Origin of the sequence: Aquitalea sp. USM4, assembly GCF_004328945.1 — a bacterium.
Lineage (GTDB): Bacteria > Pseudomonadota > Gammaproteobacteria > Burkholderiales > Chromobacteriaceae > Aquitalea > Aquitalea pelogenes.
On the sequence record NZ_CP029539.1, the window covers coordinates 718,198 to 738,575 of the forward strand.

Here is a 20,378-nt window from a genome sequence, read left to right on the forward strand (position 1 = left end):
GGGCTACTCTGCCAGTGGCTCCAGATTGTCCGCCTCATCGTCGAGGGGGAGAGTGTCTTCGGCGTCTTCGCTGCCGATCTCTTGTGGCTGGGCATCGGGTATGACCAGTGTTCCCAAGTCTGCCAACGGTGGCAGATCCCTTAGCGAAACAAAGCCAAGATCATCCAGAAACTTGCGGGTGGTGGCATACAGCCCCGGCCGGCCGGGCACGTCCTTGTGCCCGATTACTTCAATCCAACCCCGCTCCAGCAGGGTTTGCATCACACTGGTGGATACCGACACGCCACGGATGGATTCGATATCACCACGGGTAACAGGTTGTTTGTAGGCGATAATCGCCAGGGTTTCCATCACGGCACGCGAATAACGCGGCGGTTTTTCGGGGTTCAGCCGTGACAGGTAGGGGGTGAATTCGGCCCGGGCGCGAAAGCGCCAGCCACTGGCCAGCTTCACCAGTTCCACACCGCGGCCACGCCAGTCAGCCTGGATGTCTTCCAGGATGTCGTTGAGCAGGGCTGCCTTGATGTCTTCGGTAAACAGCTTTTTGAGCTGGGATACCGACAAGGGTTCCGTCGCGGTCAACAATGCCGTTTCCAGCACGATCTTGAGATAGTTTAAGTCGGTGATGGTGGTCATCGGACCTGATATCGCCCGGCCCGGCTTGCGGGGTACGGGAGCGAAATACATTGCGCGGGGGAAGGCGCGGATTTTACATGAAATCCACGCGAGCGACACTGTCTATTCGTCCGCGACTGTGCTGTATGCAACAGTGGGCGGCATCAGTTGATGGCGATGCGCACATAGATGGGCTGATAGGCGGCGTCCTGGCTGACCTTGATCAGCCCTTCCTTCACCAGTTCCAGCACCGCGATGAAGTTGACCACCAGATGGGCCACGCCCTTGTCGACTTCGAACAGTTCCTCGAACGGCACGTATTCGCGCCCTGCCAGGTAGCGCAGGATCCAGCTCATCTGCTCGCGCACCGACAGCTCGTCCTTTTCCACCTTGTGGCTGCGCTTGTGTCTGGCGCGGGACAGGATGGCCAGCCAGGCCTGGCGCAGATCCACCGCGGCGACATCCGGTAGCCGCGCTTCTGCCCCCTGCTCGATCAATACCGCCAGCCAGGCAAAGTCGCGGTCGGCCTGCGGCAGCTTGTCCAGCTCCAGCGCTGCCAGCTTCATCTGTTCGTAGTCCAGCAGGCGACGCACCAGTTCGGCACGCGGGTCGTCCGGTTCGCCTTCTTCATCCAGCGGCGGGCGCGGCAGCAGCAGGCGCGACTTGATTTCAATCAGCAGCGCCGCCATCAGCAGGTATTCCGCCGCCAGCTCCAGCCGCTCGGCGCGCATGGCATCCACATAGCCCATGTACTGGCGGGTGATGTCGGCCATGGGGATATTCAGCACATCGAGGTTCTGCTTGCGGATGAGGTAGAGCAGCAAGTCCAGCGGGCCTTCGAAGCTTTCCAGAATCACCTGCAGGGCATCGGGCGGGATGAACAGGTCTTGTGGCACTTCCAGCACCGGCTGGCCAAACACATGGGCAATGGGCAGGCCGGCCGGCAATTCCGGCGCAGTCAGGGCAAAGTTGTCGGGCGAGGTCGGGGTACTCATGCGGCAGAGTTTACGCCAAGCGGGTGGGTTTTGACCCATTCCAGAAACAGCCGCGCCGGGCCGGACAGACTGACCTTGCGGTGATAGGCCAGCATGATGGTGCGCGAGGGTTCGTGCTCGGCCAGCGGCAGACGGCACAGCGTGCTGCTGATCATCACTTCCGGCAGCGCTGTCCAGCCCAGCCCCGCCTCTACCAGCATGCGCAGCGCTTCCAGATAATTGGACGGCTCACGCACGTCCAGCGGGGTGGCCTGTTGCTGGAACAGGTTTTCAATCAGCCGGCGGCAGCGGGTATTGCTGCCGGGCAACAGCGCGGGATAACGCGCCAGGTCCTGCAGGGTGAGGGAGTCCAGCAGTGCCAGCGGGTGCTGCCCGGCCACGGCAAAGCACAGTCTTTCCTCCAGCACCGCCACATAGTCCAGCGCCTGCTCGTGCAAGGGCGGTTCGGACATGAAGCCCAGTTCCAGCTCGCCCTGACACAAAAGCTTGTGGGTTTCGGCCGAGGTCTTGAAATCCACGGTGAGGTCGATGCCGGGATACTGGCGCACAAAATCGGCCAGCACGGGCTTGAGGTAATACAGACCGATGTGCTGGGTGGTAGCCAGATGCAGCTTGCCCACCTGGGCCGGTTGCAGGCTACGCAGCAGCTGGCTGGCCTGCTCGGCCTCGGCCAGAATACGCAGCGCATGCGGCAGGAAGGCGCGCCCGGCTTCGGTCAGTACCGTGCGGCGGCCGATGCGGTCGAACAATTCCACCCGCAGGCCATCCTCCAGGCTGCGGATGCGCTTGGACAGACCGGGCTGGGTGAGATGCAGGCAGTCGGCAGCGCGGGAAAACGAGGCTTCACGTGCGGCGGTGACAAAGGCCTTGAGGGCGGCTAGGTGAAAATCCATTCCAAATCATTATGGAAATGTCAAACAAATCCAACTTTTTGTTTGATCTTGATCTGGCTACTATACCAGCACCCTCCACACTCCGCCCCGAATTCATCACATGGGAAATCAGAATCTGCCCTGGATTCAGCCGCTGTCGCTGAACCGCCCGGCACAACCGCAGCTGGCTCGCGCCGTGGTCATGGTGCGCCCGGTCGACTTTGCCTTTAACGAACAGACCGGTGCCGACAATGTGTTCCAGCACCGGCTGAACCTGCCTGCCGCCGCCGTCACCGCCCAGGCCATGGCCGAGTTCGACGCCATGACCCGCCGTCTGCAAGACCACGGCCTGCGGGTAATGGTGCTGGAAAAGAGCCCGGACGGCATTCCCACCCCGGATGCGGTATTTCCCAACAACTGGTTCACCACCAGCGCCGATGGCAGCTTGCACATCTACCCCATGCACACGCCCAACCGCCGGCAGGAGAGGCGGGTGGAAGAACTGGCGCGGCTGTTGCTGCAGCATGATTACCAGATCAACCAGATCAGCTGGGTGGGCCACCCGTGGGAAGAAGAACTGATTCTGGAAGGCACCGGGGTGATGATTTTCGATCATGCCCGCCGCCGGGTGTATGCCGCCCGCTCGCAGCGCTGCCATCCGCTGGCGCTGTACCGCTATGCCCGCTTGCGCGGACTGGACGATGTGCAGTTGTTCGACACTGCCGACAGCCACGGCGTCCCCATCTATCACAGCAATGTGATGATGTCGGTGGGACAGGATATCGCAGTGATCTGCGCCGACAGCCTGTATCAGCCGGAACAACGCCAACGGGTGCTGGCCGCGCTGGAATCCACCCACGAGGTGATCCACATCAGTCATGAACAAGTGGAACAGCATTTCTGCGGCAATATCCTGCAACTGGCGGCACAGGACGGCACCCCGCTCTTGGCCATGTCGCAACGCGCCTGGAATGGCTTCACCCCGCAACAGCAACGGGTGCTGGAGCGTCACGGCCAGCCGGTAGTCAACCCCATCCCCACCATTGAAGCAGTCGGTGGCGGCAGTTGCCGCTGCATGCTGGCGGAGGTGTTTTTGCCTCGACTGGAGCACTAAGCAGCCAACAAAGCAAAATGCCACCTCCATGCCTCTTTGGCTCGCGCCAGACAATATGGCTGCGTGGTATGGCGGGGCTGCCCGCCAGCAGGCAAGGGGGCTGCCTCGCCAGCCCCCTTGCAACCCCAGGCGACCTCGACGGCCCGCGTATTTCCGCCTGTCCGACCACGGCCAAGGCGCCACCGAACTCGCGGCGCGCTATCGTCGCGCCGCTCAGACATGCGGTGGCTTAAAACCTTGCCCGTGGCCATTCAGTCGGCGCGTGCCAACGAGGGATCGGGCATATCGGTTCGAATCTCCACCTCCCGGCCACTCACCACCATATACGCACTCCGCGCTCCCCCAAATTTCTCGTAGTGAAAAAGCCGCATGAAACAGAATATGGCTATCAGTCTGGGGTAATCACCGCCCCCGGAAAATGAAAAAGCCGGAACTTCCGTTCCGGCCTTGTACTGCAAGCGCTGCCCAGGCTGAAGCTTTAGAAACCCAGCCCCATCGCAGCGCGCACGTCACCCATGGTTTCCTTGGCTACCTTCTCGGCGCGGCGGCAGCCTTCGAACACGATTTCCTTTACCCGGTCCGGATGGGTCAGGTATTGCTCGGCACGTTCGAACATCGGTTGCTGTTCGCGCAGTACGCCGTCAATCACCGGCTGCTTGCATTCCAGACAGCCGATGCCGGCGCTGGTACAGCCTTTTTTCACCCATTCGCGGGTGTCGTTGTCGCTGTACACCTGATGCAGCTGCCATACCGGGCATTTTTCCGGATTACCGGCATCGGTGCGGCGCACGCGGGCCGGGTCGGTCGGCATGGCCTTCACTTTTTTGCTCACCAGCTCCGGCGATTCGCGCATGGTAATGGTGTTGCCGTAGGACTTGGACATCTTCTGGCCATCCAGGCCCGGCATGCGCGAGGCGGCGGTCAGCTTGGCTTCCGGCTCCGGCAGGATGGTTTTGCCCTTGTTTTCCAGCCAGCCGGCCAGACGTTCGCGGTCGGCCACGCCCAGGTTCTGGCTGGCGGCCAGAATCTCGCGCGCAGCTTGCAGGGCTTCGGCATTGCCGTCTTGCAGATAGGCAGTACGTTGCTGCATGAACTGCTTGCCCTGCTTGCCGATTTTCTTGGCAGCGGCCTGGGCCAGTTCGTCGAAATTGGGTTCACGGCCAAACAGGTTGTTGAAGCGGCGAGCCACTTCGCGGGTCAGTTCGATATGCGGCACCTGGTCTTCGCCCACCGGCACCAGCCCGGCCTTGTACACCAGGATGTCAGCCGCCTGCAGCAGCGGGTAGCCGAGGAAGCCGTAGGTGCCCAGGTCCTTGGTGGACAGTTTTTCGATCTGGTCCTTGTAGGTGGGCACCCGTTCCAGCCAGGACAGCGGAGTCACCATGGACAGCGCCAGATGCAGTTCGGCATGCTGCGGCACTTTGGACTGGATGAACACGGTGGCCTTTTCCGGGTCGACACCAGCGGCCAGCCAGTCGATCACCATGTCCCAGATGCTCTTTTCGATGATGGCCACGTCGTCGTAATTGGTGGTGAGCGCATGCCAGTCGGCCACCATGAAGTAACAGTCGTGGCTGGATTGCAGCTCTACCCAGTTCTTGATGACGCCGTGGTAATGACCCAGGTGCAGGCTGCCCGTGGGGCGCATGCCGGAAAGGATGCGATTGGCAAACATGGTGTGATTTCCAGATGGTCCGGGAATGACACAGCCTGTGCCGGGCTGCGCATGCTGCTGCGCGGACGGTACAGGCTGTGTCGGCCACCGGGCAAGGCGGCCTCCCGCAAGTTAGAGAAACAGACTGAGCAGATGATACACCAGCTGGCGCAAGGGATTGAGCAGCGGCATCAGTGCGCCGGTAAACAGCAGCGCAATGAGGATCCACATGCCATAGGGCTCCAGCCGGGAATACTTGTAGGCCATGCCGGGTGGCAGCAGGCTTTCCACGATGCGGCCGCCATCCAGCGGCAGCAAGGGCAGCAGGTTGAGCACCATCAGCATCACGTTGATATTGATGCCGGCCTTGCTCATCAGCGCCAGCGGCTCGGTATAGCTGTTATCCATGACGATGGCCAGCTTGAACAGCAGCACCCAGATCACCGCCATGACAAAGTTGGAAAGCGGCCCGGCGGCAGCCACCCAGCGCATGCCCACGCGCGGATTGCGCAGCGCGCCGAAATTCACCGGCACCGGCTTGGCCCAGCCAAACAGCACGCCACCCATCATCAGCGATAACAGCGGCAGCAGCACCGTGCCCACCGGATCGATGTGCTTGAGCGGGTTCAGCGTCATGCGGCCCAGCATATAGGCCGTGGCATCGCCAAAACGTTTGGCCGCATAAGCATGCGCTGCTTCGTGCAGGGTAATGGCCAGCAAAACTGGCAAGGCATAAATGCTGATCTGCTGGATCAGTTGAGAGGTATCGCCCATGGCTTCTTTTTCAAATGAAAACGTTGATCCCCACTAGATGGGGGCAGGCACGGATGGTTCCAGTGCGGGTTTTACAGACCGAAGATGGCCGCGTCGCCCTTGCCCTGGCGCAGCAGTTCCACGCCATCGGTCATGTCAATCACCGTGGTGGGTTCGGTGCCGCACCAGCCACCGTCAATCACCGCATCCACCACGTGCTCCAGCCGCTCGCGGATTTCATACGGGTCGGTCAGTGCTTCCTCGTCGCCCGGCAACAGCAAGGTACAGGACAGGATGGGCTCGCCCAGCTCTTCCAGCAGCGCCAGTGCCACCTTGTGGTCCGGCACCCGCAGGCCGATGGTGGCGCGCTTGGGATGCAGGGTGCGGCGCGGCACTTCCTTGGTGGCTTGCAGGATGAAGGTGTAGCTGCCGGGCGTGGCGGCCTTGAGCTGGCGGAACTGGCTGTTGTCGACGCGGGCGTAGTTGGCCAGCTCGGACAGGTTGTGACACACCAGCGTCAGGTGGTGTTTGAGTTCGATCTGGCGGATGGCCAGAATGCGCTCCATCGCCTTCTTGTCGCCCAGCATGCAGCCCAGCGCGTAACAGGAGTCGGTGGGATACACCACCACCCCGCCATTACGCAGGATGTTGGCGGCTTCCCGGATCAGCCGCTGTTGCGGATTGTCCGGGTGAATCATGAAAAACTGTGCCATGTGTGTGCTTTAGTGTTGGTTTATGCCGCGCGCGGGGCGCGGATGATGCGTTCCTGCAGTGCCTGCCATACCGGCTGGCAGATGGGCGGCAGATCATCAGTACGGCCCACGTCGCGGCCACCTTCGCCCGGGGCATGGAAATCGCTGCCGGCGCTGGACAACAGGCCGTAACGCTGGGCAATCAGCGCAAACTTGTGCATGTCGTCCAGGCTGTGGCTGCCGCTGGCTACCTCGATGCCCTGGCCGCCAGCGTCCTTGAAGTCCAGAATCAGCCGCTCGATCAGGGTGCGGCCCATATCGTAACGGCCGGGATGGGCAATCACCGCCATGCCACCGGAGGCGACAATCCAGCCGACGGCATCGGCCAGCCGCGCCCATTCATGCGGCACATAACCCGGCTTGCCCGGCGTCAGGTATTTGCGGAACACCGTGCGCACGTCCTTGACCTCGCCGCTGTTCACCAGGAAACGGGCAAAGTGGGTACGGCCCACCATTTCCGGGTTTTCACACACCGCCATCGCGCCCTCGAAAGCGCCATGAATGCCGATACGGGCCAGCGAGTCGGACATTTCCTGTGCACGTTGCACCCGGCCATCGCGGATGGACTGCAAGCCCGCCTTGAGTGCCGCATGTTCCGGGTCTATCCCCAGCCCGACAATATGCACGGTGTGCTTGCCATTCCAGGTGACGGACACTTCCACGCCATTGAGGAAATCCACACCGTGGGCGGCAGCGGCGGCACGCGCATCGGCCAGACCGCGGGTGCAGTCGTGGTCGGTCAGCGCCACCAGCGTGGCTTCACGCTCTGCCGCGCGGGCAATCACTTCAGCCGGCGGCAGGGCGCCGTCCGAGGCATGTGAATGAAAATGCAGGTCAATGCTGGCCATGGCTTATTGTCCGTCCTTGTTGTGCCGCGCCTGCCAGGCGGCCAGCCGGCTGCGGTAGTCGCGCAGCTCGGCGTAATAGGTGTCGAGGATGCAGGGGTCGCAACCGCTGCCGCAACACATGTCGTCGGTGACTTCAAACGGCGGCTGCGGCATCGGGTCGTCATCCGGCGGCAGTTCGGCCTCGCTCATCAGGCCGCCACCACCGTGATGGTGAAACCGTCGCCGCTCACTACCTGACCGGGGCGGATCTTGCAGGTCTTGCGCAACTCCTGCACGCCATCCACGGCGACATTGCCCTCGGCAATGAAATGTTTGGCTTCGCCACCGGAAGCACACACGCTGCAGGTTTTCAGCAAATCGCACAGCGCGATGTAGTCATTACGCAAGGCAAAGGTTTCCTTCATTTTTACACATCCATTCTGGACAGGCTTGTGCACCGCTTGTGGACAAGGCCTGCAACTGTTTGAGCGAAAAGCAAAATCCGTCACTGCCCGTTTTTTAGGCAGTTGCCACCGGTTTTCCACCCGGCGGCGGGACAGGCCTGTGAGCGGCCTGTGGAAAAACAGGACAAGCCATTGAATGCCAAAGGCTTTGTGCCGGCTGACTATTTTTTAGGCAAACCATCAAGCCATTGTGGCAGTTGCCGGATGGCATGCCAGGCCTGCTGCAGACGTTGCTGTTCACTACCGTGCAGCAAGACCGGAACAATGCCCGCCGCCGCCAGCTCGGCCTGATACAAGCGCAGCAGCCAGTCGCGTTCCTGTGGATGGCTGCGCAGCGGATCGGGCTGCCAGGGTATGTCTGCCGCCGTCAGCAGGGTCAGCACATAGTCGTGCGGGCGGTAATGCTGCAACAAGGCGGGCGATACCTGCCCGAATGCCACTTCCGCCCATATCTTGCAGGTCAGCACCGTGGTATCGCAGATCAGCCAGTCGTGCTGCCGGGCCGCCACCTCCTCCGCTTGCAACTGCCCGTGGGCAATGGCTTCGATGTCGGACATCGCCACCTGGTAGGGGCGATTGGCGTAGTAGTCACGTGCATATTCCGTCACATGGACGGCGCGCATGCCTTGCGTCTGCATGCTGGCGGCCAGCTGGGCCGACAAGGTGCTCTTGCCGCAGGACTCCGGCCCGACCACGGCGATTCGGTGAATGATGCTCACGGCAAACCTGCTGCCAAAGAGTGTAATTATACGTCGGCTTGCCCCGCTGCCAGTAGTCTTGCCGACGTTTTGTGCCGGACAAAACGCTTTTCTCACCGTTGGCGGGGACAGCCCTGTGCGCGAGCTGTGGAAAACAGCGGCAAGTGGCTGATACCACAATGGCTTTTTGCCATTGCCTGTTTTTTAGGCAATCTTTTGATCCCCATCAGTTGTTCACTTGCAGGCGGCCATCCCTCCGGTTTTCCCGTCTGGCCGGCATTTTTACACACCAGCCGGGGAAAGCCTTGTGCACGGTCTGTGGGCAAATTGGCTAAGTACATGATCCGGCTGTCCTTTTCCACACTGCCTGTTTTTTAGGCAATCCACGCAACTGCTGGCCGGTACCACCATTTAACTGTCCTGCCATGGCCTAGCATGGGCAAAAACCCAGCGAAATGCAGGCCAGACAAGGGTTTTACACACCACGCGGGGACAGGCTTGTGCATCGCCTGTGGGCAAGTGGGGCAAGTGCATGAATCCGCGACATTTTTTGTTGATTGCTTATTTTTTAGGCAAAGCCGCTTCTTGTGGATGAGGCTGGTCCGGCGCAGCAGCACAAGCGGCGTGGCTGCTGTTTTTACACAAGCAGCGGGGACAGGCTTGTGTGTGGACTGTGGACAAGACAGCTAAGTCACTGAGATTGAAACGACTTTGCAACACTGCCTGTTTTTTGAGCAATAGCCGTAGTTTTCCACGCCAGCCGTGTACCGCCATGTGGAGGGGATGTGGATAAATGCGGCAAATCATTGAAGATACAGGAAAATTCAACACCGCTTATTTTTTAGTCAATTCCCACACTACTGCAGCAATAAAAAAGGCGTGCCATTGGCACGCCTTGCATGGCTGAACAATATGCGCTGTTAGCTGCTCTCGCCCATCAGCACCGTGGACAATTGCTGACGCAGGGCATCACCACGCAGGCCTTGCGACAGCAACACCAGCAGCTTGGCCGTAGCCGCCTCCGGCGTGAGGTCGGCACCGGCAATGGCACCGGCACGGGCCAGCGGCTGGCTGGCGGCATAGGCACCTACTTCCACCGCGCCATGCACCACCTGGCTGATATTCAGGACTGCACCGCCACGGGCACTGAGCGCCGCCACACCATCCAGCAATACCGGGTCGGCCGGGGTATTGCCATTGCCATAGCTCATCAGCACCGCGGCATCCAGATCGCCCTCCCGCATGGCCTGCCCGGCCAGCGTGCTGGCATAGCCCGGTGTCAGGAAGAAAGTAGCCAGCTTGAGCGAAACATCCAGCGCCACCGGCTGGAAAGGCTGGCTGGCACGCAGCCAGTACTGGCGCTGCCAGTGGGCCTGAATGCCAAAGCTGGCCAGCGCCGGGGCATTGGGGCTGTCAAAACCGGCAAAGCTGGCGGCATCCAGCTTGCGGGCACGGCAGCCACGCAGCAGCAGGCGGTTGAAGGCGATGCACACTTCGTGCAAATCCGGCTGGCTGGCGGCTTCCAGCGCATCGGCCAGATTGCTCCAGCCATCCGAACGCGGATGGACCAGCGGCAGTTGCGCACCGGTGACAATCACCGGCTTGGCCAGGCCTTGCAGGGCAAAGGCCAGCACGCTGGCGGTGTAGGCCATGGTGTCTGTGCCATGAATCACCACAAAGCCGTCGTAGGCGGCATAGCGGGTGGCCAGATCGTCAATCAGCTGCTGCCACTGGGCCGGGACAATGGCGGAAGAGTCGATCAGCTGCGGGTATTCCACCACGTCAAAGTCCAGTGCCGGGGTGCGGAAGCGCTCCAGCAGGCGCGGCAGCAGGCCGGGAACGGGGGCCAGGCCCTCCGGGGTGTGGTCCATGCCGATGGTGCCACCGGTATAGAGGATGAGCAGGCGGGTCATGGTTGCATCCTTGGTCAACATCAAACAGCCGGCATGGTAGCGCAAAACCCGGTTGGCTGCGGCATCGCTGCAATGACAAAACCCCCGCAACAGCATGGCTGTGACGGGGGCTGGCAGGTAGTAAACAGCTTAGCGCAGTGCCTGGCGAATGGCGTCATCCACCGCATGCTGGGCCATGCCGATCTGACCAATGATGAAGTGCTGCAAACCACGCAGATAGGGGTCGTCCTCTTCATGGCTGGCATCCTGCCTGGCCTTGTCCAGCAGGCGCAGGGCCTGGTGGAAACGGTCGTCCGGGCGGTATTCGGCATCCGGCGGCAGGCGCTGGAAGGGGTTCTTGCCATCATCGATGGCCGCATCGTGCATGGCATGCAGGGCCTGGTTGATGGCGTCCACCGCACGGTGTTCGCCCTGCTCTACCTGCGGTTGATCCGGGCGGGCCAGCAGATCACGCGCCAGACGCAGGTCGGTCATGGCATGCATGTAGTAAGGGTGTTCATCCGGGTGCCAGTGGTGCTGCTCGAAGCGCCAGGGCATGCCTTCGTGCCAGTCCTGGCGCATGTCCGGGTGCCAGCCATTATCGTGCCAGTCGTCAGCCTGTGCCGCCGAAGCAGCCAGCAGGGCCGAACCGGCCAGCAGCAGGGTTGCCAGTGTTTTTTTCAAGGTAGACATCGTGATCTCCCAGGGTTGCAAGCGGGTTTATTGTTGTTGCAGTGCGTCAGGAAAACGGTGGGCTCAGAACCGAGAACAAAACCTCGCAGAGCTCCCGGGCCAAGGCACGCCGCCGCAGACAGTACATGGGGTACGACAAGGCGGCGCAACGCTGGAGCGGGGGTTTTGTTATCGGGTCTTAGCGCAAGGCGTCGGCAATGGCCTGCTGGGTGGCGCGGTGTGCATCATCGATATGATGCAGGATGCGGCCTTGCAGATCGCGCACCCAGGGGTCGTCTTCGCGATGGCTGGCATCACGACGCGCCTGTTCCAGCAATTGCAGGGCCTGATGGAATCGATCAGTCGGGTTCAGGCGCGCATCCGGGGCCGGAATCTGCCAGGGGTTCTTGCCATCCTGAATGGAGGCCTGGCTCATTTCCTTCAGCGCGGCGTCAATGGCACCGACAGCCCAGCGCTCATCATCCTGTACCGGCTGTACATCCGGCCGTGCCAGCAAGGCGCGCGCCTGGCGCAAATCGCTCATCGCATGAGCGTAATAAGGATGTTCGGCCGGGTTCCAGCGCACCGCGACAGGGGCCTGGACCGTGACCGGCACCGGCTTGTAGACGACCTGAGTACGAGTCGGAGTCACGACACAAGCAGTCAGGCTGCTGACAGAAGCGGCCAGCAACAGCCAGCCGGCCAGACGATGGACTCGGGTTTTCATCAGGATTCTCCAGTGTTGTTATCGTGCTTGCAGCATGCACCGCACACCGGCTAGCGTCTGTTGCCCTGCTGTATCACTTGGTAAGCGTTTGTAAGAAAACTGTGTGCAATTGTTAATTCATGCCTTTTTCGCGCTGAAAACCAGCCATTCAGGCCAATGGCATGGTGATATGGCGCTGCACACGGCTCAGGCCAGCGGCTGGCTGTCCACCGTCACGCGGATGGCATCGTGCCGCCAGTATTCGATATCGCAGTCGATGATGCGCTGCTGCTGGTCGTAATTGATGCGGGCAATGCGCAAGATGGGCGAGCCATCGGCCAGCATCAGCGCCTGCGCCACCGCACCACGCGCCGCCGTGGGGGTGATGTCAAAGCGCGAGCGGCTGTAATGGAGGCCGTAATGCTGCTGGTAGAGTTCGGTGAGGGATTGCGACAAATCCTCGCGCATGATGCCGGGAAAGCATTCCGGCTTCAGGTAATGCTCGACATACAGCACTACCCGGCCATCCAGGCTGCGCTGGCGGCAGATTTGCAACACCCGCGCCAGCGCGGGCAATTGCAGACGCTGGCTGATTTCCGGTGCCGCCACCATGCTGCGCGATGACAGCACGCGGGTATCCACCCGCCGTTGCTGCTGTTGCACCATCTGCTGGAAATGGCCACGGTATTGCGGGTTGTACTCCAGCCGCGGCGGGGCCACAAACCAGCCGCGCCGCTCTTCGCGGTAAATGCAGCCTTCCGCCTCCAGCGCCAGCAAGGCGTCCTTCAGGGTGATGCGAGTGGTATCAAACAGCTGCGACAAAGTGCGTTCTGCCGGTAATTTGCTGCCCGGTGGCAGCAGGCCACCGGCCATCTGCGCCAGCAAGGACTGTCGTATTTGGGCCACCTGGGTCTGATTATTTTCTGTTGCCATGATCTGGACTAGTCCACGTTGATTGCGCTACCGCTTAGTGTTTAGCAGAGCTGTATGACAGCCGCACGACAGCATGTCGGTTTCTGGCCAGAACAGGTCGATCCCAAGACTTCATGCAACTGACACGCAACTGAAACTTGCCGCACATCATCTCGTCATCTGCACTGCCTAAGATCGCCCTGCTCAATTGACCTAGTCCAAAGGATCGTCCCAATGAACAAGAAGCTGATGGCCGCAGTTGTTTTGTCCGCACTGAGTGTTGGTGCTTCCGCTGTGCATGCACAGGATCTGAACAGCCTGATCAAGGCGGCAAAGCAGGAAGGTGAACTCACCACCATCGCCCTGCCGCATGACTGGTGTGGTTATGGCGACCTGCTGGCCGGCTTCAAGGCCAAGTACGGCATCAAGGTAAACGAACTGAACCCGGATGCCGGTTCCGGTGACGAGGTCGAGGCCATCAAGGCCAACAAGGGCAACAAGGGCCCGCAAGCGCCGGACGTGATCGACGTTGGCCTGTCCTTTGGCCCGCAAGCCAAGGAAGCCGGCCTGATCCAGCCGTACAAGGTATCCACCTGGAACAGCATTCCGGCCGAAGTGAAGGACAAGGACGGCTACTGGTACGGCGATTACTACGGCGTACTGGCTTTCGAAGTGAACACCGACATCATCAAGAAGGTACCGGCTGACTGGGCCGACCTCCTGAAGCCGGAATACAAGAATGCCGTGGCGCTGGCCGGTGACCCGCGCACTGCCAACCAGGCCATCATGGGCGTGTACGCTGCCGGCCTGTCGCAAGCAGGCGGCAACCCGGCCAAGGCTGCCGACGCTGGCCTGAAGTTCTTCTCGCAACTGAACAAGAATGGCAACTTTGTGCCAGTGATCGGCAAGGCGGCCTCGCTGGCGCAGGGCACCACCCCCATCATCGTGCGCTGGGACTACAACGCCCTGGCCGACCGCGACACCCTGAAGGGCAACCCGAAAGTGGCCGTGGTGGTACCGAAGACCGGCGTGGTGGCCGGCGTGTACGTACAGGCCATCAGCGCCTACGCCCCGCACCCGAACGCCGCCAAGCTGTGGATGGAATACCTGTACTCCGACGAAGGCCAACTGGGCTGGCTGAAGGGCTACTGCCACCCCAGCCGCTTCAACGACCTGGCTGCCCGCAAGAAAGTCCCGGCTGACCTGCTGTCCAAGCTGCCGGCCGCAGCCAACTACAAGAAGGCCGTGTTCCCCACGCTGGAACAGCAGGAGGTCTACAAGGCCACCATCACCAAGCAGTGGGACAGCGTAGTGGGCAGCAACGTCAAGTAAGCCCGACCTGCTGATTTGTCTTTCCGTCATGGCCGCTACGGCGGCCATGACGTTTACCCCATCCTGTCACCGGGACAGACCCGACCTGCCCACCAGGCAGCACAACAGCACGGCAGACCCCCTGCCCATGCCGGGCTTCCCCATTTTTACGAGGCTGCACCACGGATGCCTACTTCACCCGATACCGTCACACACTGCCCGCCCGAGGCCGGACAGGCTCGCAAGAGACTGGCACCGTCTGCCCTGAACTGGCTGGGCGTGGTGCCGTTTTTCCTGTTTGCCCTGCTGTTTCTCATCCTGCCCACCGCCACGCTGATGATAGGCGCGTTCCAGGATGCCAACGGCCATTTCACCCTGGGCAATATTGCCAAACTGTTTGACGACAGCATTCTGTCGGCCTACTGGATCAGCTTTGAAGTCAGCGCGGCGTCCGCACTGGGTGGCAGCCTGATCGGTCTGTTGCTGGCGCTGGCGGCCATTCAGGGCGGCCTGCCCGCCTGGATTCGCCCCACGCTGATGACCTTCTCCGGCGTGGCGTCCAACTTTGCCGGTATTCCGCTGTCGTTTGCCTTTTTGTCCACGCTGGGCCGCATGGGTCTGGTGACGGTCCTGCTGCGCAACTATGCCGACTTCGACCTCTACAGCACCGGCTTTTCCATCCTCAGCTTCATCGGCCTGACGCTGACGTATCTGTATTTCCAGATTCCGCTGATGGTGCTGATTGTCACCCCGGCCATTGACGGCCTGCGTGCCGAATGGCGCGAAGCCTGCGAAAGCCTGGGCGGCAGCAGCGTCGCCTACTGGTGGCATATTGCCCTGCCCATTCTGTGGCCCAGCATCCTGGGCTCCACCCTGCTGCTGTTCGCCAATGCCTTTGGCGCGGTAGCCACTGCTTACGCACTGACCGGCAGCTCGCTCAATATCGTGCCCATCCTGCTGTATGCACAGATTCGTGGTGATGTGCTGCACGACCAGAACCTGGGCTATGCACTGGCACTGGGCATGATTGTGGTGACCGGCCTGTCCAATGCCGGCTATATCTGGCTGCGCAGCCGCGCCGAAAGGGGGCGTGAATGAAATCGACATCGCGACTGGGCGCCTGGGTGGCCATTGCCATCGGCACCATTTACTTTTTGCTACCGCTGATTGCCACTTTCGAGTTCAGCCTGAAAATGAACCGCGACGGCTACAGCTTTGAAGCCTACAAGGTGGTGCTGTCCGACCCCGGCTTTCAGGCCACATTCGGCTACTCCACGCTGATGGCGGTGCTTACCATCATCGTCGGCATTTTGCTGGTGGTGCCGACGGCCTACTGGATTCAGCTGAAGCTGCCACGCCTGCGTCCGCTGGTGGAGTTCATCACCCTGCTGCCGCTGGTGATTCCGGCCATTGTCATCGTGTTCGGCTACCTCAAGCTGTACAACAGCAGCGCCTGGCTGCCCTTGACCGGCAATGACCGCGCCACCGACTTTTTGCTGATGTGCAGCTACGTCACGCTGGCCCTGCCCTATCTGTACCGCTCGATCGACGCCGGCCTGCGCGCCATTGATGTACGCACCCTGACCGAAGCGGCCGAGAGCCTGGGTGCCAGCTGGCCCAGCATCCTGCTGCAGGTGATTTTCCCGAATGTGAAGTCGGCCATCCTGTCCGGTGCCTTTCTTACCTTCGCGGTAGTGATTGGCGAATTCACCATGGCTAGCCTGCTGGGCCGCCCGGCCTTTGGCCCTTACCTGCAACTGATCGGTGCCAACCGCGCTTACGAGCCCTCGGCACTGGCCATCATCGCCTTCCTGGTGACCTGGGCCTCGATGGGGCTGATCCAGGTATTCGCCCGCAATGCCCGCCCGGCCCGCAAGACGGCCTGAGCCCAGACAGAATCCAAGGAAAACCACATGGCTTACCTCACCATCAATAATCTGCACAAACGCTTTGACGACCATGTCGTGGTTCACGACTTCAACATGAGCATCGAGCAGGGCGAGTTCGTCACCTTCCTCGGCCCGTCCGGCTGCGGCAAAACCACTGTGCTGCGCATGATTGCCGGTTTTGAAACCCCCACCTCCGGCCACATCCGCGTGGGTGGCGAGGACATCACCCACCAGTCACCGCAAAAGCGCGGCATCGGCATGGTGTTCCAGAGCTATGCGCTGTTTCCCAATATGAACGTGACGCAGAACATCGGCTTTGGCCTGAAAATGCGCAAATGCGATGGCGCGGAGATTGCCCGCAAGGTGGCGGAAGTCATCAAGCTGGTGGAACTCTCCGGCAAGGAAAACCACTATCCGCACGAACTGTCCGGCGGGCAGCGTCAGCGAGTGGCACTGGCGCGCGCGCTGGTGGTGGAGCCGCGCATCCTGCTGCTGGACGAACCGCTGTCGGCACTGGATGCCCGCATCCGCAAGAACCTGCGCGAGCAGATTCGCGACATCCAGCGCCGTCTGGGCCTGACCACCATTTTCGTCACCCACGATCAGGAAGAAGCGCTCACCATGTCCGACCGCATCTTCGTGATGAACCAGGGCCGGGTGGAACAGGAAGGCCGCGCCGAAATGGTGTACACCGAACCGGCCACCGAATTCGTGGCCCGCTTCATGGGCAATTACAATCTGCTGGGCGCTGCAGAGACACAGCGCCTGCTGGGCCTGAACATCAACGGCCACATGGCCATCCGCCCGGAATCCATCCACGTGCTGGATGCACACAGCCAGCAGGCCGACACGCTGGCCGGCACCATCCGCCAGCACCAGTTGCTGGGCAATATCATTCGTTACCAGATTGAAAGCGCGGGCGTCACCCTGCAAGTGGACCGGCTGAACCGCACCGCCAGCGACCTGATGCCGGCCGGCACCGAAGTGCGCCTGCAAATCAGCCGCGACGACATGCGCGAGGTGCGTTGATGCTGGCCATTTTCGATCTGGACGACACCCTCACCGACGGCGACAGCTCCAGCCTGTGGTTGCAGTTCATGGTGCAACATGGTCTGGCCGCCGCCGACATGCTGCCGCGCGAGGCCGAGCTGATGGCAGCCTACCGCCGCGGCGAATTGCGCATGGAGGACTACATGGACTTCACCCTGCAACCGATGCAGGGACGCAGCGTGGAGGAAGTGGCCGAGTGGGTGGAGCGTTTCATTGCCGACATCATCGCCCCCATCGTGTTCGATCAGGCACGCGACACGCTGGCACGCTACAAGGCCGAGGGGCGCACCCTGCTGGTGATCTCCGCCACCGGCGAACATCTGGTGGGGCCGATCTCGCGCTTTCTGGGGGCGGATGATTTCCTGGCCATCCAGCTGGCCACCGAGGCGGGTTGCTACACCGGCCACACGCATGGCGTGATGACTTATCAGCAGGGCAAGGTGATCCGCCTGCAACAATGGCTGCAACAACATGGCCAGAGCCTGGCGGGGAGCCACGGTTACAGCGACTCCATCAACGATGTGCCGCTGCTGCAGGCGGTGGATGTGGCTTACACGGTGAATGCCGACCCCAAGCTGGCCGCCGTGGCGGCACAGCAGGGCTGGCAGCCCTTGTTCTGGTCCCGCCAGACGCAGCCAGCCACATGAAAAACGGCCCTTGCAAGGGCCGTTTTTGCTTGTACAGAGCATGGATCAGGGCCGGAATCCACCGCGCTCCATGCACTTTTCGTAGCGGCCATCCACCCGTTTGGCAAACCATTCCGTCGTCAGCTGGTGGGTGAACTTGGGGCTGATCAGCACGATCTGCGGGATGATCTGGCGCGGTGCTGCCTTGCCGGACTGGTCGGCCAGCGCAAACACCCGCTTGTAGACTTCAGTCTGGCTGAACGCCGCCAGTTTTTCCTGCCGCAGATCGCGTGCCACCTCGTCCGGGCTCATGCGCAAGCGCCCGGCCAGGCCGTTGAGTGCGCGCTGGGTGTCGCTGGTGGCACCGGACAGCACGCGGTTCATCTTGTCGCTGTACAGCATGATGTCGCCATCCAGCGCCAGCTTCTGCCCGGACAGGTGCTGCACCGCCTGCTGGAAGGCGGCATTGCGGCTGGCGTAACGCCCGGCGTTGTAGTCGGCAAAGCGGTACACCATGTCCGGATAGCTGATGGGGTATTGCAGCAGGATGGCGGTGCCGAAATACACACTGCCGCGCAGGCTGAATACTTCGTCACGCAAGCTGGTATAGCTGTAGGGGTAAGGCCAGGCGCGCACCTGGGTTTCGGCAAAGGCCACGCTCACCTGCATGGGCCCGCCATCGCGGATGGGGTTCTTGTGTTCGAAGATGGTCTGGCCGAACGGCAGTTCGCGGATCATGTCTTCAAACAGCGCATTCATCTGCTTCTTGGTGCGCAAGGCATTCACCCGTTCCTTGTAGGTCTGGCCATTGGGAGATTTCTTCAGCATGGCCGCATCCACCACCAGCGAGGGGATGAAATACTTCTGCCGCCGCTCTTCAATCTGCCCCCAGACAATCTTCGACAGATTGGGGACCACCGGATCGGGGTTGAAGCCGGACTCCTGCTCGGCCACTGCCAGTACCGCGCAGAAGTATTGTGGCGCATACGGAATCTTCAGATGGCTGAAGGCGGTCATGATGTCGCCATGCCATTCGCGCCGCGCCGGAATGCCACGCGGCAGCAGCTTGTCCAGCAAGGCGCTGCCTTCCTGCTCGTTGGCATAGGCCGGTTGCAGCGGCAAGGGCACCGGCTTGCTGACGGGGGCAACAAGCGGAGCAGGCGTCACCGGTTTGACCACGGGGGCGGGCAACAGGCTTTGCGGGTCCGGCATCGGGGCCGGGCGCAACACAGGCGCAGGAGCGGGAACAGGCTGGGCCACCGGGGCCACCGTGGCAGCACAACCGGTCAAGCCCAGTAATGCCGCCACCGACAGATAACGGTACATGCAAAAGTCCTTCAAGAACGTCCTGCCGGAATGCGGACGCCGGAATCGTGATGGTGCCATGCCGGAGCATGGCCGTGTGCATCAGTGTTTGATTTTGTGGCTGGGCGCCGGGGTGGGCAAAAAGCCCTGGCTCAGCAAATGGAATACCAGCCAGCCCAATGCGCAAATCCCCACCAGGGCGGCCAGGCCCAGCAGGACTTTCACCAGCAAGGCCATGCGCGGCGAGCTCAGCAGCCCGTCCGCACGCGGCGGCTTGGGCGTTGCAGGAGAACGGGCGGAGACCGGCACTGCGACGTCGGTGGCGCTATCCGCAGCCTGTGTCGCAGTGTCAGCCTGCGCTTCGCCGGCAGGCTCAGCGACGACAAGCGGGGTATCCGAGGGGGCATCCGGCACGCTCAAGGACGGTGCAGCCGGTGACTCGGCCAGTGAGGGAAGCGCTGCCGCCTGGACGGTAGTCTCGGCTACGCTGCCCGCCTCGCCGATGCGCGCCAGACGGCCGGTGAGGCCATCCAGCCATCCCAGTGGCGGAGGTGGCGTCAGTCCGGGCGCACGCTCGCGGATGATGCGGCTTTCCACCAGCACGAATACCACGCACAGCAGCGGCACCACCACTTGCAAGGCCGGGGCCTGGGTATTCACCCAGTCCAGCACCAGCGGGTCGCTCACCGCCAGCTGCCCGGCCACCCAGGCCAGCAGGCTGGCACCCAATGGCAGCAGCAGCGGGTAATCATTCAGCAGACGGGCAATCAGCAGGCTGCCGTACATCAACAAGGGCACGCTGAACAGCAAGCCCAGAATCAGGTACAGCACACTGCCCTGCGCGGCGGCGGCCAGCGCCACCACATTGTCCAGACTCAGTACCAGGTCAGCCATCACCACCACCGACACCGCCGACCACAGCTGGCGGCTGTCCCCGGCATTGCCGGGCAGGCTGTCGGCCTCTTCATCGCCCAGCAACAGCTTGATGGCAATGCTGATCAGCAAGCCCGCGCCCAGCAGCTTGAGCAGCGGCACTTGCAGCAGGAAGCCCACCACCGTGGTAAGCAGCACCCGCAGCAAAATGGCAAAACCGGTACCCAGCAACACGGCCTTGCGCATCAGCTGCGGCGGCAGCGAACGGCAGGCCATCGCAATGACCAGCGCATTGTCGCCACTCAGAATCAGGTCCAGCATGAACACTTGCAGTGTCATTCCCAGTGCCTGCATCAAACCATCCAGCTCCATCACACCCTTTCCATTGCAATCTGGCC

Annotated in this window: 23 protein-coding genes; 6 read left to right on the forward strand and 17 right to left on the reverse strand. The window is 61.6% G+C overall.

What is annotated here, in order from left to right; translation table 11 throughout:
- Window positions 1–3 precede the first annotated feature (3 nt).
- The 3 genes from scpB to DKK66_RS03325 all read right to left on the reverse strand — a co-directional run bounded on the left by scpB (window position 4) and on the right by DKK66_RS03325 (window position 2,503).
- Entirely contained in the window at window positions 4–636 is a 633-nt protein-coding gene (gene scpB, locus DKK66_RS03315) for an SMC-Scp complex subunit ScpB (protein ID WP_045845579.1), read from the reverse strand.
- Window positions 637–779: 143 nt separating this feature from the next.
- Window positions 780–1,610, reverse strand: a complete 831-nt coding sequence (locus tag DKK66_RS03320; protein ID WP_131355493.1) for a ScpA family protein — start codon at window positions 1,608–1,610, stop codon at window positions 780–782.
- Window positions 1,607–2,503: a LysR family transcriptional regulator gene (locus tag DKK66_RS03325; RefSeq protein ID WP_045845577.1), complete on the reverse strand. Its 897-nt coding sequence runs from the start codon at window positions 2,501–2,503 to the stop codon at window positions 1,607–1,609. Before DKK66_RS03325 ends, DKK66_RS03320 begins: the two co-directional genes overlap by 4 nt.
- 100 nt (window positions 2,504–2,603) lie before the next feature.
- Here DKK66_RS03325 and DKK66_RS03330 point away from each other — a divergent pair, with 100 nt between their 5' ends.
- Window positions 2,604–3,596 carry an arginine deiminase-related protein gene (locus DKK66_RS03330; protein WP_131355496.1) on the forward strand — a complete coding sequence of 331 codons (993 nt, stop codon included), beginning with the start codon at window positions 2,604–2,606 and terminating at the stop codon, window positions 3,594–3,596.
- 478 nt (window positions 3,597–4,074) lie between these two features.
- Here DKK66_RS03330 and DKK66_RS03335 read toward each other — a convergent pair whose 3' ends face one another.
- From DKK66_RS03335 to DKK66_RS03390, 12 genes are all read right to left on the reverse strand, one after another.
- Complete coding sequence (locus tag DKK66_RS03335) at window positions 4,075–5,271, reverse strand: tryptophan--tRNA ligase (RefSeq protein WP_045845576.1); 1,197 nt, start codon at window positions 5,269–5,271, stop codon at window positions 4,075–4,077.
- Window positions 5,272–5,382: 111 nt separating this feature from the next.
- On the reverse strand, window positions 5,383–6,024 hold the full coding sequence (locus DKK66_RS03340) for a site-2 protease family protein (protein ID WP_131355499.1): 642 nt from the start codon (window positions 6,022–6,024) through the stop codon (window positions 5,383–5,385).
- Between the two features lie 71 nt (window positions 6,025–6,095).
- Window positions 6,096–6,716 (reverse strand): L-threonylcarbamoyladenylate synthase, encoded by a 621-nt coding sequence (locus tag DKK66_RS03345; protein WP_045845574.1) that lies wholly within the window; start codon window positions 6,714–6,716, stop codon window positions 6,096–6,098.
- Window positions 6,717–6,736: 20 nt separating this feature from the next.
- Window positions 6,737–7,603 (reverse strand): 3',5'-nucleoside bisphosphate phosphatase, encoded by an 867-nt coding sequence (locus DKK66_RS03350; protein ID WP_131355502.1) that lies wholly within the window; start codon window positions 7,601–7,603, stop codon window positions 6,737–6,739.
- A 3-nt stretch (window positions 7,604–7,606) separates the two neighbouring features.
- Window positions 7,607–7,792, reverse strand: a complete 186-nt coding sequence (locus DKK66_RS03355) for an oxidoreductase-like domain-containing protein (protein WP_045845572.1) — start codon at window positions 7,790–7,792, stop codon at window positions 7,607–7,609.
- Entirely contained in the window at window positions 7,792–8,007 is a 216-nt protein-coding gene (locus DKK66_RS03360) for an RNA-binding S4 domain-containing protein (protein ID WP_089084046.1), read from the reverse strand. Before DKK66_RS03360 ends, DKK66_RS03355 begins: the two co-directional genes overlap by 1 nt.
- Window positions 8,008–8,207: 200 nt before the next feature.
- Window positions 8,208–8,765 carry an AAA family ATPase gene (locus tag DKK66_RS03365; protein WP_131355506.1) on the reverse strand — a complete coding sequence of 186 codons (558 nt, stop codon included), beginning with the start codon at window positions 8,763–8,765 and terminating at the stop codon, window positions 8,208–8,210.
- Between the two features lie 92 nt (window positions 8,766–8,857).
- Complete coding sequence (locus DKK66_RS03370) at window positions 8,858–9,085, reverse strand: hypothetical protein (protein ID WP_131355509.1); 228 nt, start codon at window positions 9,083–9,085, stop codon at window positions 8,858–8,860.
- Between the two features lie 579 nt (window positions 9,086–9,664).
- Entirely contained in the window at window positions 9,665–10,657 is a 993-nt protein-coding gene (locus tag DKK66_RS03375) for an asparaginase (protein ID WP_131355513.1), read from the reverse strand.
- Window positions 10,658–10,786: 129 nt separating this feature from the next.
- Complete coding sequence (locus DKK66_RS03380; RefSeq protein WP_131355516.1) at window positions 10,787–11,329, reverse strand: hypothetical protein; 543 nt, start codon at window positions 11,327–11,329, stop codon at window positions 10,787–10,789.
- A gap of 178 nt (window positions 11,330–11,507) precedes the next feature.
- The gene (locus DKK66_RS03385; protein WP_131355519.1) at window positions 11,508–12,035 is read right to left on the reverse strand and encodes a hypothetical protein; all 528 of its coding nucleotides are present in this window, start codon (window positions 12,033–12,035) and stop codon (window positions 11,508–11,510) included.
- Window positions 12,036–12,221: 186 nt separating this feature from the next.
- A complete protein-coding gene (locus tag DKK66_RS03390; protein ID WP_131355522.1) occupies window positions 12,222–12,947 on the reverse strand; it encodes a UTRA domain-containing protein in 726 nt (241 codons plus the stop codon).
- A gap of 213 nt (window positions 12,948–13,160) precedes the next feature.
- Between DKK66_RS03390 and DKK66_RS03395 the strand changes: the two genes are divergently transcribed.
- The 5 genes from DKK66_RS03395 (at window position 13,161) to DKK66_RS03415 (ending at window position 17,823) form a co-directional block, all read left to right on the forward strand.
- A complete protein-coding gene (locus DKK66_RS03395; protein WP_045845568.1) occupies window positions 13,161–14,258 on the forward strand; it encodes an ABC transporter substrate-binding protein in 1,098 nt (365 codons plus the stop codon).
- Window positions 14,259–14,423: 165 nt separating this feature from the next.
- Entirely contained in the window at window positions 14,424–15,335 is a 912-nt protein-coding gene (locus DKK66_RS03400; protein WP_131355525.1) for an ABC transporter permease subunit, read from the forward strand.
- Window positions 15,332–16,123, forward strand: coding sequence for an ABC transporter permease (locus DKK66_RS03405; protein ID WP_045845566.1), 792 nt, complete (start codon window positions 15,332–15,334; stop codon window positions 16,121–16,123). The genes DKK66_RS03400 and DKK66_RS03405 overlap by 4 nt, the downstream gene beginning before the upstream one ends.
- Window positions 16,124–16,150: 27 nt before the next feature.
- The gene (locus tag DKK66_RS03410; protein ID WP_045845565.1) at window positions 16,151–17,155 is read left to right on the forward strand and encodes an ABC transporter ATP-binding protein; all 1,005 of its coding nucleotides are present in this window, start codon (window positions 16,151–16,153) and stop codon (window positions 17,153–17,155) included.
- Window positions 17,155–17,823, forward strand: coding sequence for an HAD family phosphatase (locus DKK66_RS03415; RefSeq protein ID WP_242673563.1), 669 nt, complete (start codon window positions 17,155–17,157; stop codon window positions 17,821–17,823). Before DKK66_RS03410 ends, DKK66_RS03415 begins: the two co-directional genes overlap by 1 nt.
- Before the next feature lie 45 nt (window positions 17,824–17,868).
- Here the strand turns inward: DKK66_RS03415 and DKK66_RS03420 are convergent, their stop codons facing one another.
- On the reverse strand, window positions 17,869–19,128 hold the full coding sequence (locus DKK66_RS03420; protein ID WP_131355531.1) for a DUF1615 family protein: 1,260 nt from the start codon (window positions 19,126–19,128) through the stop codon (window positions 17,869–17,871).
- Window positions 19,129–19,209: 81 nt separating this feature from the next.
- A complete protein-coding gene (locus DKK66_RS03425) occupies window positions 19,210–20,352 on the reverse strand; it encodes a YjbE family putative metal transport protein (RefSeq protein WP_131355534.1) in 1,143 nt (380 codons plus the stop codon).
- Between the last annotated feature and the right edge of the window lie 26 nt (window positions 20,353–20,378).